Below are 12,426 nucleotides of genomic sequence, written 5' to 3'. Positions count from 1 at the left end.
CTCGATCACCCCGCACACGAAATTCCTCGCTGAGGCCTATATCCTCAACAAGGAAGAGGGCGGCCGTCACACGCCGTTCTTCACCAACTACCGCCCGCAGTTCTACTTCCGCACCACGGACGTGACCGGCATCGTGCACCTTAAAGAGGGTGTCGAGATGATCATGCCCGGCGACAACGCCGAGCTGAACGTCGAGCTGATCACCCCGATCGCCATGGACCAGGGCCTGCGCTTCGCCATCCGCGAAGGCGGCCGCACGGTTGGTGCCGGCGTCGTGAGCAAGATCACGGAGTAAAAGGCCTCAAGCCGCGAGCCCCGGATCAGGTCCGGGGCGAGCATAGGCCAATCAAAAGAGCGGCCCCCGGAGCGATCCGGGGGCCGTTTTGCTGTCTGATCAACAGGCCAGACGTCAGAGGCTGTCGAGCGCGCGGCGCAGGTTGGCGCCGATCTCTGCGGCCTTGGCCTTGAGGTCCGGGTTGTCGATGGCCGACATCGAGGCGGCGGGGTCGACGGCGGCGACCTCGGTGCCCGAACCGGACGGCAACTGCTGGACGATGACGTTGCAGGGCAGCATCACGCCGACCTTGTCCTCCATCGCCAGCGCCTCATGCGCGGCCTTGGGATTGCAGGCTCCGAGGATGATGTAGGGCCGGAAGTCGATATCCAGCTTCTCCTTGAAGGTACCGGTGACATCGATCTCGGTGATGATGCCGAAGCCCTCGGCCTTGAGCGCCTCGCGCGTGCGGGCCACGGTTTCTTCGAACGGGCGGTCGGTGATCTTGCTGAAATAGTAGCTCATGGAGACTCCCTTCATCGGGATGAACGCCGTCCGGCGGTGACCGTTGCACGGACGGGAGACGCAGCGTCGGGCCGATCAGGGGTTGGGCTTGCCGGTGGCCGGATCGGTGGCGGACTCGCCGGAATTGGACGAGCCCTCCGAACCCTTTGGCTCGGTGGCGGGACGGGGTGGCCTGCCTTCCCGCGCCGGCGGGCGCTGGTCTTCGGTCTCACTTTCGCGACTGGAGGGTCGGTTGGCCTGGGTCATGGGAACTCCCTTGAATGGTTCCCCGAAGCAACGCCGATCAGGTCGCATGGCTCCAACAGATTTTGTTCACCATGAACGCTCACCGACCTGAAACGGGCCCCGGGCTAGAACCCTGCAGGAAAGGCGGTCTGTCACGGAGCGCCGAAGGACGGATCCATGGCCCCTCTGAAGGTAGACATCGTTGGCATCGACACGCTCGGCGAGGCCGAGTGGGCTGAATGGCGGGCGATGCTGGCCGACAATCCCGCCTTGAGCAGTCCCTATTTCCGGCCCGAGTTCGCCCAGGTCGCCGGACGCGTCAGTCCCGGCTCGGCCGTGGCCGTGTTCTCGCGCCGCGGTCAGACCATCGGATTCTTCCCGCACCAGCGCCGCGGTGGCGCGATCCAGCCGCTGGCCGCGCCGATGAACGACTATCACGGCATCATTTCGCTGCCGTGGAAGACGCCGGAGCTGGAGGAGGCGGCCGAGGCGCTGGGGGCTGCCCGCCTCAACCTGACCGCCTGGGTTGGGCCGACCGCCCTCGGCGAGGACCGCCGCACCGTCCAGGTCGAACTGGGCGAGGACGGCTATGACGGCTGGTACGCCGAGCGCCGCGCCAGCCAGGGCAAATTCTTCAAGGACAAGGAGCGGGCCCGGCGCAGCATGGAGGCCGAGCTGGGTCCGCTGCGCATCGAGCGGTCGCTGCGCGATCCGGCCCTGCTGGACTGGCTGATCGACCTCAAGCGCGACCAGTACCAGCGCACGGCCCGCCATGACATTTTCGCCTGCGGCTGGACCGCCGACCTGTTGCACGCCCTGCTCAAGGCGGAAGGCGACGGCTTCGGGGCCTCAATGGCTGCGCTGTGGGCCGGCGACCGGCTGACGGCGGTGGAGTATTCGCTGCACGCCGGTACCCAGTGTCACTTCTGGTTCCCGGGCTATGATCCCGCCCTGTCGCGTTGTTCGCCGGGCATTTTGCTGAGCCTGGAGACGATGCGGCTGGCAGCGGAACGCGGCTACCGCAGCTTCGACTTCGGGTTCGAGGGCGAGCCGTACAAGAAATATTTCTGCAACGGCTACAAGGTCGTGCGCGAGGCGGTGGTGGTGAAGCCGGGTCTGGGCGCGAGCATGAGCCAGGCGGCGGTCGGGGCGTTGAACCTGGCCGGTGGCGGGCGGGGCGATCAGTTGCGCACCAGCGTGCGTCGCCGTTGGGCCGCGATCGAAGCCTGCGAGACGACGCCGGGCGCGCGGATGCGGGGAGCCATGCAGGCGGCGGGCGCGGCCCTCACCAAGGTCCGGGCCGGTGCCGGCCGGGTTCCGGCCTGAAATCGATGAAGACCAGCCCCCAGACCCGCACCCGCTATGCCGGCCCGATCGCCGAGGCGGCGGTGCATCCGCACAGTCTGGTCGAGCAGGGCTTCGCCTCCGACGCGGCCCTGGCGGAGATGCTCGACCGCTATCCGGCCGAGCTGTTCGACATCAACCTGTATGACTATGACGACGAGGGTCAGGTCTCGCTGCGCACCGGCGCGCGGGGGCGGCTCAACGGCGAGGAACTGCTGGCCGCGATCCAGCAGGGGCGGCTGTGGGTCAATCTGCGTTCAGTCGAAACCGGCTGGCCCGAGTTGTGGGCCGCCGCCATGGACGAGTTCACGCGGGTTCAGGGGGCCTATGCCGGGCTGCGCGCGGTCAACAGCTCGGGCCAGTTGATCCTGTCCTCGCCCAAGGCGCGGGTGCCCTATCATTTCGACGCGGCGGGCGTGGTGCTGTTCCACCTGCGCGGTCGCAAGCGGATCTTCGTCTATCCGGGCGACGAGGCCCATCTGGCCGAGGTCGACATGGAACAGGTGGTGTCGCGTCAGACGACCGAGGAACTGCCCTATGTCCGCGCCTTCGAGGCCGACGCCCAGGTCATGGACCTGGAGCCGGGCCAGGCCCTGACCTGGCCCTTCTATGCGCCGCACCGGGTGGAGAACCTCGACCGGTTCTGCGTCTCCCTGTCGATCGAGTTCCAGACCTGGCCGACCCGCTTCCGCAACGGGGCCCTGTTCACCAACGCCGTGCTGCGCAGCCGCGGCGGGCGTCCGCGCATGACCGACCGGATGGCGGCACCGGAGCTGGCGGCGCGCTGGGCCGCCTCGCTGGCGCTGAAGCGGGTCGGAGCCCTGAAGAGCCGGATCGCCGGCTTCGAACGCGACTTTGAACCCGAGCTCGGGGCCGAGGACGGTGCCGGGGCGCTGTCGCGCTGATCGTCGGTCGGGCATTTCTTACAACGAGGTCATGACCTCGATTTAAAGTGACTCGGCGACACGAGGGTCGCACCTTCCGGCCACAATCCGGAGAGGGAACCCATCATGAAACCCGTCATCACGTCCGCCATCGTCATGGCCATGGCCGCCATGGCCGTCCCCGCCCTGGCCAAGCCGGGCCACGGCCCCGAGGTCGAGATCGAGAACGCGGTCGCCCGCGTCGTCGTCATCGTCGAGGACCGGGCCGACATCGCCGTGGAGGTCGACCCCGGCACCTCCGGCCTTCCGGCGCTTCGCGTCACCCGCAACGGCGACGATGTGCGCATCGACGGCGGCCTGGGTCGGCGGGGCCTGTTCGGCCGCAGTTCCATCCGCAACTGCCGGTCGGGGCCCGGGACCGGCCAGCCCGGTGACGGGGCCTCGGTCGAGGTCCGCAACCTTGGCCGGGTCAGTCTGTCCGACGCCCCCCTGGTCGTTATCCGCACGCCGAGGGACGTGGACGTCGACGCCTCGGGCGCGGTGTTCGGCTCGGTGGGACGCGGCGCGTCCTCGGTCGAGCTCGACACCAGCGGCTGCGGCACCTGGAATGTGGCCAATACCGAAGGGCCGCTGTCCCTCAGTATCAAGGGATCGGGTGACATGCGCGCCGGAACCTCGACCGCGCTGGACGCCAGCATCGCGGGGGCCGGATCGATGACGGCGGGTGCGACGCAGCGCCTGGAGGTCTCGGTGGCCGGTGCGGGCGATGTCACCGTCGCCCGTGTCGATGGACCCACCGACATCAGCATCGCCGGTGCCGGCGACGTCAGGGTCCGGGCCGGCACGGCTCCGAGCCTGAGCGTCAGCATCGCCGGTTCAGGTGACGTCCAGTTCAACGGCGTCGCCGGTGATGTCGACATCTCGATCGCCGGCTCGGGCGATGTCGTCGTGGCCCGCGCCACCGGCTCGGTCAGCCGGTCGATCGTCGGGGCCGGGGATATTCGCATCGGCACCTGATCCCCCATCAGTCGCCGCGAGTGAGAAGGCCCGGGAGCGTGGAACCCTCCGGGCCTTTTTCATGTCTGCGGCCCGGCGGCGGGCGCAACAAAAAGCCCCGGCGGATCGCTCCGCCGGGGCTTCTGTCTGTCCGTCGGTTCGAGTGGCCTAGAAGGCGCCGGCGAGGGCACCGATGCCGGCGGCCGTGCGGCCCAGGTCCGCACCGGAGCGCTCGCGGGTCTGCAGGTCACCGCCGAACGAGAAGCGCAGGCCGAGCATGACGGTGTCGGCTGCGATGTCGAAGTCGTTGAACTCGGCGTGGGTGTAGTTGGCGGTCACGCTCATGTTGGTGCCAGCGAGGCGGTACTCGCCGCCGACATTGGCCTGCCAGCCGTCGGAGTCGAGGCCACCGGCGTCGATCGTGGTCCAGCCGGCACCCGCGTTGAGGCGGAAGTCGGGGTTGACGTAATAGGCCGCGTCGCCACCCAGGGTCCAGATGTCGGCATCGGCGCTCTCGATGGTCTCATAGGCCAGCGAGCCGGTCAGGGTGACCTTGTCCATGTAGGACTGGACCGTGCCACCGAAGGACCACAGCTGCTCGTCAAAGGCTTCGGCACCACCGGCGAAGCCGGCGACGCGGACGTTGCCGAACTGGCGGCTGGCGTGGACGCGACCGCTGACCGAGCTGTCGTCAACGTCGGGATCGCCTTCGAACACATAGGCGAAGGTGCCGTCGAGGGTCACGGTCCAGTCGGCGGTGACCGGCAGGGCGAAATTGGCGCTGATGGTACCGATGTCACCGTCGGCGCTGAGGCCGGCGACGTCGACGTCGGTGTTGGCGTAGGAGACGCCGATCGAGCCGACGCTGTCCTGGGCGAAGGCGGGGGCGGCGGCGAAGGTCGCAAGGGCGGCCGTGGCGAGAAGAAGGGATTTCATGTTCGACTTGTCCATTTCGGCAGGCGCGGGGAGTCGCGCTGCGGTGGTGTCGGGCTACCAGCGGCTGAAACAGCTTTGCTATTACAAAACCGACATGAAACAGTCGGTTGAGGCATGTGTGGCCGGCCGGATACGCATTGTGGCGGACCTGCGGCGAAGGCACGGATAGATAACGGCGCACTCTCTACGGGATGTCAGAAAGCGGGGAGGGCGGCCATGGTTCGCACCGTGCCCGGATCAATCACCCCGGGGGTGAGTCGTCCCATGGGGGGGCGGACCTGCGCCCGGTCGGGCTGATCCCGCCTGCTGGTCTGGGGAGGCGGCCGGCGACATCCGCGACAGTCGGACGGCCATGATGTCGTCTGGGAGACGTACTATAAGGCGTGTGCCGTCGATGCCGACGCCACTCATGGCTGAAGGCCCGCCGTGAAAGGCGTTCGCCACGGTTTCGCCGCTTGACCAAATCGGAATCGCCCGTCATAAGCCCCCACTCTTGTTGGACCGGCTGTGCACCCCACTCGTTTTTCGGGGTGCAGACGCGGTTCGCGGGAACGACCTGAGACCCTGTTCTTTGCAGTGACCCAGGACTTCAACGGCCTTCGCGGTTCGCTGCGTGGGCCGATCGTTTTTGCGGACGTGCGTACTCTGAAGGCATTCGTGCCTGAAGACCTTCGGTCTTTGAAATGGTTCACAGGGACGCAGGTTCGCCTGCTTGGGAAATACGACCGATATGGATCAAAGCATCCGCATCAGGCTCAAGGCCTTCGATCACCGCGTCCTCGACTTTTCGACGCGCGAGATCGTCAACACGGCCAAGCGCACGGGCGCGACCGTTCGCGGTCCGATCCCGCTGCCGACCCTGATCGAAAAGTTCACCGTGAACCGCTCGCCGCACGTCGATAAGAAGTCGCGTGAGCAGTTTGAAATTCGCACGCACAAGCGTGTCCTCGATATCGTCGACCCCACCCCGCAGACTGTGGACGCGCTCATGAAGCTCGACCTGTCCGCCGGTGTGGATGTCGAGATCAAGATTTAATAAGAAAGAGGCGGGATCCGATGCGCACGGGCGTGATCGCCAAGAAACTGGGTATGACGCGTGTCTTCGCTGAAGACGGCGCGCATGTTCCAGTCACAATCTTGCAGCTGGATGGCTGTCAGGTTGTGGGTCAGCGGACTCAGGAGCGGGACGGCTACGTCGCCCTGCAGCTGGGTGCTGGCTCCAAAAAGGCCAAGAATACCAACAAGGCTCAGCGCGAATCTTTCGCCAAGCTGGAAGTGGAACCCAAGGCCTATGTCACTGAGTTCCGCATCGATGCGGACGCCATGATGGATGTGGGCTCCGAGTTCTCGGCAGACCATTTCGTCGCGGGCCAGAAGGTTGATGTCCAGGCCGAGACCATCGGCAAGGGCTTCGCCGGCGCCATGAAGCGCTGGAACTTCGGTGGTCTGCGGGCGTCGCACGGTGTTTCGGTCTCGCACCGTTCGCACGGTTCGACCGGTCAACGTCAGGACCCCGGCAAGACGTTCAAGGGCAAGAAGATGGCCGGCCACTATGGCTGTGAAGTCGTCACCACCCAGAACCTCACCGTGTTCCGCGTCGACGTCGAGCGTGGCCTGCTGCTGATCAAGGGCGCTGTCCCCGGTCACGAAGGCACCTGGGTCAAGGTTCGCGACGCCATCAAGAAGGCCCGTCCGGCCGATGCCCCGTTCCCCGGTGGCGTCAAGTCCAAGGGCGGCTCTGCTGCTGCGGCTCAACCGGCTGAAACGCCGGCCGAGGATGCCCCGGCCGTCGAGACCACCGAAGGCGGTGAAGCGTAATGAAACTCTCTGTCATCAAACTCGACGGCAAGGCCGCCGGTGACGTCGATCTGTCGGACGCCGTTTTCGGCATCACCGACATTCGCGGCGACATCCTGGCCCGTTACGTCAACTGGCAGCTGGCCAAGCGCCGTGCCGGTACCCACAAGGTCCAGACCCGGAACGAGAACTCGCGTACCGGCAAGAAGATGTACAAGCAGAAGGGAACCGGCGGCGCTCGTCACGGTTCGCGTCGTGCCCCGCAGTTCGTCGGTGGTTCGCGCGCCTTCGGCCCGGTCGTTCGCGACCACGGCTTCTCGCTGCCCAAGAAGGTTCGTGCCCTGGCCCTGCGTCATGCGCTGTCGGCCAAGGTCGTCGCCGGTGACCTGGTCGTCGTCGACAGCCTGACCCTGAAGGACGCCAAGACCGCCGGTCTTCGCGAAACCCTCGGCAAGCTGGGCTGGACCCGCACCCTGATCATCGCCGGTCCGGAAGTTGACACCAACTTCGGTCTGGCCGCCCGCAACATCCCGATGGTGGATGTGCTGTCGAACGCCGGTCTGAATGTCTATGACATCCTCCGCGCCGACAAGCTGGTGCTGACCAAGGCGGCGGTTGAGGCCATCGAAGCCACCTACAAGGACTACACCCCGTCACGTCGTGAAGCCGAGGCCGCCCTGGCTGCCAAACCGGCTGCCAAGACGAAGAAGGAGGCCGCGTGATGGCTGGCGCCAACCCCACAGCAAAACACTACGACACCATCCTGGCTCCGATCATCACGGAAAAGGCCACGATCCTGTCGGAGCAGAACAAGGTCGTCTTCCGCGTTTCGGGGACTTCGACCAAGGACGAGATCGCCGCTGCGGTCGAGAGCCTGTTCAAGGTCAACGTCCTGAAGGTCAACACCCTCGTCCAGAAGGGCAAGACCAAGCGCTTCCGCGGCATCATGGGCCGTCGGGTCGACATCAAAAAAGCGATCGTGACGCTGGCTGAAGGCCAGTCGATCGACGTCACCACGGGGCTCTGATCAGATGGCCTTGAAAACATACAATCCGACATCGCCGGGCCGTCGCGCCCTGGTGCTGATCGACCGCTCGGAGCTCCACAAGGGGCGTCCGGAAAAGTCACTCACCGAAGGCCTGACCAAGTCGGGCGGACGTGGTGCCGGTGGTCGTATCGCCGTCCGCTTCCGCGGCGGTGGCGCCAAGACGCTGTACCGCAAGATCGACTTCAAGCGCCGGAAGTTCGCCACGGCGACCGTCGAACGCCTGGAATACGATCCGAACCGGACCGCCTTCATCGCCCTCGTCATCTATGAGGACGGCGAGAAGAACTACATCATCGCGCCGCAACGCCTGAAGGCGGGCGACACGGTCGTGGCGGGTGAGAAGGTCGACGTGAAGCCGGGCAATGCGATGCCGCTGCGCTCGGTGCCGATCGGCACGATCATCCACAACATCGAAATGAAGCCGGGCAAGGGCGCCCAGCTGGCCCGTTCGGCCGGTGCCTACGCCCAGCTGGTCGGTCGCGATCAGGGTTACGCCCAGATCCGTCTCGGCTCCGGCGAGCTTCGCATGGTCCTCGACGGCTGCATGGCCACGGTGGGCGCGGTTTCGAACCCCGACCACATGAACCAGAACCTCGGCAAGGCCGGTCGCGTTCGTCACATGGGCTGGCGTCCGCACGTTCGCGGCGTCGCCATGAACCCGATCGACCACCCGCACGGTGGTGGTGAAGGCCGGACCTCTGGTGGTCGTACCCCGGTTACGCCGTGGGGCAAGGACACCAAGGGCACCCGTACCCGCAAGAACAAGGCGACGGACAAATACATCATCCGTACCCGCCACGTTAAGAAGGCTCGCTAAAGATGGCCCGCTCCTCCTGGAAAGGCCCGTTTGTCGACGGGTATCTGCTCAAGAAGGCCGACGCCGTCTCGACGTCGGGCCGCAAGGACGTGATCAAGACCTGGTCGCGCCGCTCCACCATCCTGCCGCAGTTTGTCGGCCTGACCTTCGGTGTCCACAACGGCCTCAAGCATGTGCCGGTGTCCGTCTCCGAAGAAATGGTTGGCATGAAGTTCGGCGAGTTCTCCCCGACCCGGTCATTCCCCGGGCACGCGGCGGACAAGAAGGCCAAAAGGAAGTAACTGATGGCCCAGACAAAAAACCCCCGTCGGGTCGCCCCGACCGAAGCGCGCGCCAAGCTGGTGAACGTCCGGATCAGCCCTCAGAAGCTGAACCTGGTCGCCCAGTCGATCCGCGGCCTGCCGGTGCAAAAGGCGCTGAACGAGCTGGAATTCAGCCGTAAGCGCATCGCCACCGACGTCCGCAAGGTGCTGTATTCGGCCGTGTCGAACGCCGAGAACAACCACAACCTCGACATCGACAACCTCGTCGTCGCCGAGGCCTATGTGGGCAAGAACCTGGTGATGAAGCGTTTCGCGAGCCGTGCTCGTGGCCGTTCGTCGCGCATCCTGAAACCTTTCGCGGAGATCACCATCGTGGTCCGCGAAGCTGGTGAGGCCGCCTGATGGGTCAGAAAGTCAATCCAATCGGTCTGCGCCTCGGCGTCAACCGTACGTGGGACAGCCGCTGGTTCGCCCGCGGTGATGAATACGCCAAGCTGCTGCACCAGGACATCAAGCTGCGCACGTGGCTGAAAGAGCGCCTGAACGCCGCCGGCGTCTCGCGCATCATCATCGAGCGTCCGCACAAGAAGTGCCGCGTGACGATCTATGCCGCCCGTCCGGGTGTCGTGATCGGCAAGAAGGGCGCTGACATCGAGAAGCTCCGCAAGGACATCTCGGCGCGTACCGAGGGTGAAGTTCACCTGAACATCGTCGAAGTGCGCAAGCCCGAGACGGACGCCCAGCTGATCGCCGAGAACATCGCGCAGCAGCTGGAACGCCGGATCGCCTTCCGTCGCGCCATGAAGCGTTCGATGCAGTCGGCCATGCGTCTCGGCGCCAAGGGCGTTCGCATCAACGTGTCGGGCCGCCTCGGCGGTGCCGAAATCGCGCGGATGGAATGGTATCGCGAAGGTCGTGTGCCGCTGCACACCCTGCGCGCTGACATCGACTACGGCTTCATCCAGGCCAAGACGACCTACGGCATCATCGGTGTGAAGGTTTGGGTCTTCAAAGGCGAAGTGCTCGAGCATGACCCGATGGCGCAGGACAAGCGCTGGGCCATCGAGGCCGCTGGTCCGTCGTCCAACGAAGGCCGTGAACGCGGCGGCCCCCGTGGTGACCGTGGTCCCCGTCGTGGCCGTGAGGGCTAGGGAAAATGCTGCAGCCTAAGAAAACCAAATACCGCAAGGCCTTCAAGGGCCGTATCCACGGTGCCGCCAAGGGTGGTTTCTCGCTGAACTTCGGGTCCTACGGCCTGAAGACGGTGGAGCCGGAACGTATCACTGCGCGTCAGATCGAGGCGGCCCGCCGCGCGATTACCCGCCAGATGAAGCGCCAGGGCCGCGTCTGGATCCGCGTGTTCCCCGACCTGCCCGTCACGGGCAAGCCGGCCGAAGTCCGCATGGGTAAAGGCAAGGGTGCCGTGGATCACTGGGCGGCACGCTGCCACCCGGGCCGGATCCTGTTTGAAATCGACGGCGTGCCGGACGACATCGCCCGTGAGGCCCTGCGTCTTGGCGCCGCCAAGCTGCCGGTCCGTACGAAGGTGGTCACCCGCCTCGACGCCGGCGTCTCGCACGTGGAGCACGTAGGCGCATGACCAAGATCGCCGACCTCCGGGCCCAGACGCCCGACCAGCTGTCCGACGAGCTGCTGAAGCTCAAGAAGGAACAGTTCAACCTGCGCTTCCAGGCTGCTACCGGCCAGATGGAAAAGACCCATCGGGTCTCGGAAGTGCGCAAGGACATCGCCCGTATTTCCACGCTCCTGCGTGCAAATCGCGCAGCGGTCTAAGGAAACGAAGATGCCGAAAAGAGTTCTCGAAGGCGTGGTCGTCTCCGACAAGGGCGACAAGACTGTCGTCGTCGTCGTCCAACGCACGCTGCTGCACCCGGTCCTTAAAAAGATCGTGCGCCTGTCCAAGAAGTATCACGCTCACGACGAAGCCAACGCCCTCAAGGTGGGTGACCAGGCCCGCATCATTGAGTGCGCCCCCAAGTCCAAGCTGAAGCGCTGGGAAGTCCTGTCGGACTCCTCGGCCTCGGCCTCGTAATCAGAAAGATCTGATCATATGATCCAGATGCAAACTAACCTGGAGGTAGCCGATAATTCGGGTGCTCGCCGGGTCATGTGCATCAAGGTGTTGGGCGGCTCCAAGCGCCGCTACGCCTCGGTGGGCGACACGATTGTCGCTTCGGTGAAGGAAGCCATTCCTCGCGGCCGCGTGAAGAAGGGCGACGTCGTGCGCGCTATCGTCGTGCGCACCGCCAAGGACATCATGCGCAAGGACGGCTCTGTCATTCGTTTCGACAAGTCGGCCGCCGTCATCGTCAACAAGCAGAACGAGCCGGTCGGCACGCGGATCTTTGGCCCGGTTCCCCGTGAACTGCGCGCCAAGAACCACATGAAGATCATCTCTCTGGCTCCGGAGGTCCTGTAGTCATGGCCGCCAAGATCAAAACCGGCGACAACGTCGTGGTGCTCGCAGGCAAGGACAAGGGTCGCACCGGTAAGGTGACCAAGGTTCTGCCGACCACGAACCGCGTCATGGTGCAGGGGATCAACATGGTCCAGCGCCACACCCGTCCGACCCAGGCCGACCCCCAGGGCGGCATCAAGAACAAGGAAGCGTCGCTTCACCTGTCGAACGTCGCGATTGCCGACGCCAACGGCAAGGCAGCCCGCGTCGGCTTCCGTATGGAAGGCGACAAGAAGGTTCGCTTCGCCAAGACGACGGGAGACGTCATCTGATGGCTGACACCAAATACACCCCGCGCCTCAAGGGCGACTACAACGAGCGCATCAAGGGCGTGCTGACCGAGAAGTTCGGCTACACCAACCCGATGCAGATGCCCAAGCTGGACAAGATCGTCCTCAACATGGGCATCGGTGAAGCCGTGGCTGACTCCAAGAAGGCCACCGCGGCCCTCAAGGACCTGGCGGCCATCGCCGGTCAGAAGCCCGTTGCCACCAAGGCCCGTAACTCCATCGCCGGCTTCAAGCTGCGCGAAGGCATGGTCATCGGCGGCAAGGTCACCCTCCGCGGCGACCAGATGTACGAGTTCCTCGATCGACTGATCACGATCGCGCTGCCGCGCGTGAAGGATTTCCGCGGCCTCAAGCCGACCTCGTTCGACGGTCGCGGCAACTATGCCATGGGCCTCAAGGAACACATCGTGTTCCCGGAGATCAACTACGACCAGATCGATCAGATGTGGGGCATGGACATCATCGTCTGCACCACGGCCAAGACCGATGACGAGGCACGCGCGCTTCTCACCGAGTTCAAGTTCCCGTTCGTGACGAACTGAGCGGGA

The 12,426-nt window shown here is 65.2% G+C and carries 20 protein-coding genes and 1 pseudogene; 18 read left to right on the top strand and 3 right to left on the bottom strand.

What is annotated here, in order from left to right; genetic code table 11:
• A pseudogene (gene tuf, locus Q8L83_RS16360) lies at nt 1-295 on the top strand (elongation factor Tu); the annotation flags it as partial.
• A gap of 114 nt (nt 296-409) precedes the next feature.
• Here the strand turns inward: tuf and Q8L83_RS16355 are convergent.
• Together Q8L83_RS16355 and Q8L83_RS16350 are read right to left on the bottom strand one after the other, a co-directional pair.
• A complete protein-coding gene (locus Q8L83_RS16355) occupies nt 410-799 on the bottom strand; it encodes a DUF302 domain-containing protein (RefSeq protein ID WP_305288844.1) in 390 nt (129 codons plus the stop codon).
• A 75-nt stretch (nt 800-874) separates the two neighbouring features.
• Nucleotides 875-1,045, bottom strand: a complete 171-nt coding sequence (locus Q8L83_RS16350) for a hypothetical protein (protein WP_305288842.1) — start codon at nt 1,043-1,045, stop codon at nt 875-877.
• Between the two features lie 156 nt (nt 1,046-1,201).
• Here Q8L83_RS16350 and Q8L83_RS16345 point away from each other — a divergent pair, with 156 nt between their 5' ends.
• From Q8L83_RS16345 to Q8L83_RS16335, 3 genes are all read left to right on the top strand, one after another.
• Entirely contained in the window at nt 1,202-2,350 is a 1,149-nt protein-coding gene (locus Q8L83_RS16345) for a GNAT family N-acetyltransferase (protein WP_305288840.1), read from the top strand.
• Between the two features lie 5 nt (nt 2,351-2,355).
• On the top strand, nt 2,356-3,273 hold the full coding sequence (locus tag Q8L83_RS16340) for a cupin-like domain-containing protein (RefSeq protein WP_305288837.1): 918 nt from the start codon (nt 2,356-2,358) through the stop codon (nt 3,271-3,273).
• Between the two features lie 105 nt (nt 3,274-3,378).
• Nucleotides 3,379-4,269, top strand: coding sequence for a GIN domain-containing protein (locus tag Q8L83_RS16335; RefSeq protein WP_305288834.1), 891 nt, complete (start codon nt 3,379-3,381; stop codon nt 4,267-4,269).
• A 147-nt stretch (nt 4,270-4,416) separates the two neighbouring features.
• On the opposite strand, the gene Q8L83_RS16330 is transcribed toward Q8L83_RS16335, so the two are convergent.
• Entirely contained in the window at nt 4,417-5,184 is a 768-nt protein-coding gene (locus tag Q8L83_RS16330) for a hypothetical protein (protein WP_305288832.1), read from the bottom strand.
• 730 nt (nt 5,185-5,914) lie between these two features.
• Between Q8L83_RS16330 and rpsJ the strand changes: the two genes are divergently transcribed.
• From rpsJ to rplE, 14 genes are read left to right on the top strand one after another with little or no spacing between them, the layout of a single operon-like run.
• Nucleotides 5,915-6,220 (top strand): 30S ribosomal protein S10, encoded by a 306-nt coding sequence (gene rpsJ / locus Q8L83_RS16325; RefSeq protein WP_003164367.1) that lies wholly within the window; start codon nt 5,915-5,917, stop codon nt 6,218-6,220.
• A 20-nt stretch (nt 6,221-6,240) separates the two neighbouring features.
• Nucleotides 6,241-7,002, top strand: a complete 762-nt coding sequence (rplC, locus tag Q8L83_RS16320; RefSeq protein ID WP_305288819.1) for a 50S ribosomal protein L3 — start codon at nt 6,241-6,243, stop codon at nt 7,000-7,002.
• A complete protein-coding gene (gene rplD, locus Q8L83_RS16315; RefSeq protein WP_305288817.1) occupies nt 7,002-7,703 on the top strand; it encodes a 50S ribosomal protein L4 in 702 nt (233 codons plus the stop codon). Before rplC ends, rplD begins: the two co-directional genes overlap by 1 nt.
• Nucleotides 7,703-8,008, top strand: a complete 306-nt coding sequence (locus Q8L83_RS16310; protein ID WP_055832134.1) for a 50S ribosomal protein L23 — start codon at nt 7,703-7,705, stop codon at nt 8,006-8,008. The genes rplD and Q8L83_RS16310 overlap by 1 nt, the downstream gene beginning before the upstream one ends.
• A 4-nt stretch (nt 8,009-8,012) precedes the next feature.
• A complete protein-coding gene (gene rplB / locus Q8L83_RS16305) occupies nt 8,013-8,846 on the top strand; it encodes a 50S ribosomal protein L2 (protein WP_305288814.1) in 834 nt (277 codons plus the stop codon).
• 2 nt (nt 8,847-8,848) lie between these two features.
• On the top strand, nt 8,849-9,127 hold the full coding sequence (rpsS, locus tag Q8L83_RS16300; RefSeq protein WP_305288812.1) for a 30S ribosomal protein S19: 279 nt from the start codon (nt 8,849-8,851) through the stop codon (nt 9,125-9,127).
• A 3-nt stretch (nt 9,128-9,130) separates the two neighbouring features.
• A complete protein-coding gene (gene rplV, locus Q8L83_RS16295) occupies nt 9,131-9,511 on the top strand; it encodes a 50S ribosomal protein L22 (protein ID WP_305288810.1) in 381 nt (126 codons plus the stop codon).
• Complete coding sequence (rpsC, locus tag Q8L83_RS16290; RefSeq protein WP_305288808.1) at nt 9,511-10,260, top strand: 30S ribosomal protein S3; 750 nt, start codon at nt 9,511-9,513, stop codon at nt 10,258-10,260. Before rplV ends, rpsC begins: the two co-directional genes overlap by 1 nt.
• A gap of 5 nt (nt 10,261-10,265) precedes the next feature.
• Nucleotides 10,266-10,709, top strand: a complete 444-nt coding sequence (gene rplP / locus Q8L83_RS16285) for a 50S ribosomal protein L16 (RefSeq protein ID WP_284223197.1) — start codon at nt 10,266-10,268, stop codon at nt 10,707-10,709.
• On the top strand, nt 10,706-10,903 hold the full coding sequence (gene rpmC, locus Q8L83_RS16280; RefSeq protein ID WP_298097848.1) for a 50S ribosomal protein L29: 198 nt from the start codon (nt 10,706-10,708) through the stop codon (nt 10,901-10,903). The genes rplP and rpmC overlap by 4 nt, the downstream gene beginning before the upstream one ends.
• Nucleotides 10,904-10,913: 10 nt before the next feature.
• Nucleotides 10,914-11,162, top strand: coding sequence for a 30S ribosomal protein S17 (rpsQ, locus tag Q8L83_RS16275; protein WP_055832150.1), 249 nt, complete (start codon nt 10,914-10,916; stop codon nt 11,160-11,162).
• A gap of 18 nt (nt 11,163-11,180) precedes the next feature.
• Nucleotides 11,181-11,549, top strand: a complete 369-nt coding sequence (gene rplN, locus Q8L83_RS16270) for a 50S ribosomal protein L14 (protein WP_055832151.1) — start codon at nt 11,181-11,183, stop codon at nt 11,547-11,549.
• 2 nt (nt 11,550-11,551) lie between these two features.
• Nucleotides 11,552-11,860: a 50S ribosomal protein L24 gene (rplX, locus tag Q8L83_RS16265; protein ID WP_304881624.1), complete on the top strand. Its 309-nt coding sequence runs from the start codon at nt 11,552-11,554 to the stop codon at nt 11,858-11,860.
• Nucleotides 11,860-12,420 (top strand): 50S ribosomal protein L5, encoded by a 561-nt coding sequence (gene rplE, locus Q8L83_RS16260; protein ID WP_300467194.1) that lies wholly within the window; start codon nt 11,860-11,862, stop codon nt 12,418-12,420. The genes rplX and rplE overlap by 1 nt, the downstream gene beginning before the upstream one ends.
• Nucleotides 12,421-12,426: the final 6 nt, after the last annotated feature.

Origin of the sequence: Phenylobacterium sp. (assembly GCF_030680185.1) — a bacterium.
GTDB lineage: Bacteria > Pseudomonadota > Alphaproteobacteria > Caulobacterales > Caulobacteraceae > Phenylobacterium.
This window is presented reverse-complemented; position numbering and strand designations above follow the sequence as displayed.

Bases quoted from the DNA above. Each gene is read 5' to 3' on its own strand.
- rplD (WP_305288817.1), top strand. From the start codon at position 7,002: ATGAAACTCTCTGTCATCAAACTCGACGGCAAGGCCGCCGGTGACGTC.
- rpsQ (WP_055832150.1), top strand. From the start codon at position 10,914: ATGCCGAAAAGAGTTCTCGAAGGCGTGGTCGTCTCCGACAAGGGCGAC.
- rplN (WP_055832151.1), top strand. From the start codon at position 11,181: ATGATCCAGATGCAAACTAACCTGGAGGTAGCCGATAATTCGGGTGCT.
- Q8L83_RS16335 (WP_305288834.1), top strand. From the start codon at position 3,379: ATGAAACCCGTCATCACGTCCGCCATCGTCATGGCCATGGCCGCCATG.
- Q8L83_RS16340 (WP_305288837.1), top strand. From the start codon at position 2,356: ATGAAGACCAGCCCCCAGACCCGCACCCGCTATGCCGGCCCGATCGCC.
- Q8L83_RS16350 (WP_305288842.1), bottom strand. From the start codon at position 1,045: ATGACCCAGGCCAACCGACCCTCCAGTCGCGAAAGTGAGACCGAAGAC.
- rplE (WP_300467194.1), top strand. From the start codon at position 11,860: ATGGCTGACACCAAATACACCCCGCGCCTCAAGGGCGACTACAACGAG.
- Q8L83_RS16310 (WP_055832134.1), top strand. From the start codon at position 7,703: ATGGCTGGCGCCAACCCCACAGCAAAACACTACGACACCATCCTGGCT.
- rpsJ (WP_003164367.1), top strand. From the start codon at position 5,915: ATGGATCAAAGCATCCGCATCAGGCTCAAGGCCTTCGATCACCGCGTC.
- rplC (WP_305288819.1), top strand. From the start codon at position 6,241: ATGCGCACGGGCGTGATCGCCAAGAAACTGGGTATGACGCGTGTCTTC.
- rpmC (WP_298097848.1), top strand. From the start codon at position 10,706: ATGACCAAGATCGCCGACCTCCGGGCCCAGACGCCCGACCAGCTGTCC.
- rpsC (WP_305288808.1), top strand. From the start codon at position 9,511: ATGGGTCAGAAAGTCAATCCAATCGGTCTGCGCCTCGGCGTCAACCGT.
- Q8L83_RS16330 (WP_305288832.1), bottom strand. From the start codon at position 5,184: ATGAAATCCCTTCTTCTCGCCACGGCCGCCCTTGCGACCTTCGCCGCC.
- rplP (WP_284223197.1), top strand. From the start codon at position 10,266: ATGCTGCAGCCTAAGAAAACCAAATACCGCAAGGCCTTCAAGGGCCGT.
- rplV (WP_305288810.1), top strand. From the start codon at position 9,131: ATGGCCCAGACAAAAAACCCCCGTCGGGTCGCCCCGACCGAAGCGCGC.
- Q8L83_RS16345 (WP_305288840.1), top strand. From the start codon at position 1,202: ATGGCCCCTCTGAAGGTAGACATCGTTGGCATCGACACGCTCGGCGAG.
- Q8L83_RS16355 (WP_305288844.1), bottom strand. From the start codon at position 799: ATGAGCTACTATTTCAGCAAGATCACCGACCGCCCGTTCGAAGAAACC.
- rplB (WP_305288814.1), top strand. From the start codon at position 8,013: ATGGCCTTGAAAACATACAATCCGACATCGCCGGGCCGTCGCGCCCTG.
- rplX (WP_304881624.1), top strand. From the start codon at position 11,552: ATGGCCGCCAAGATCAAAACCGGCGACAACGTCGTGGTGCTCGCAGGC.
- rpsS (WP_305288812.1), top strand. From the start codon at position 8,849: ATGGCCCGCTCCTCCTGGAAAGGCCCGTTTGTCGACGGGTATCTGCTC.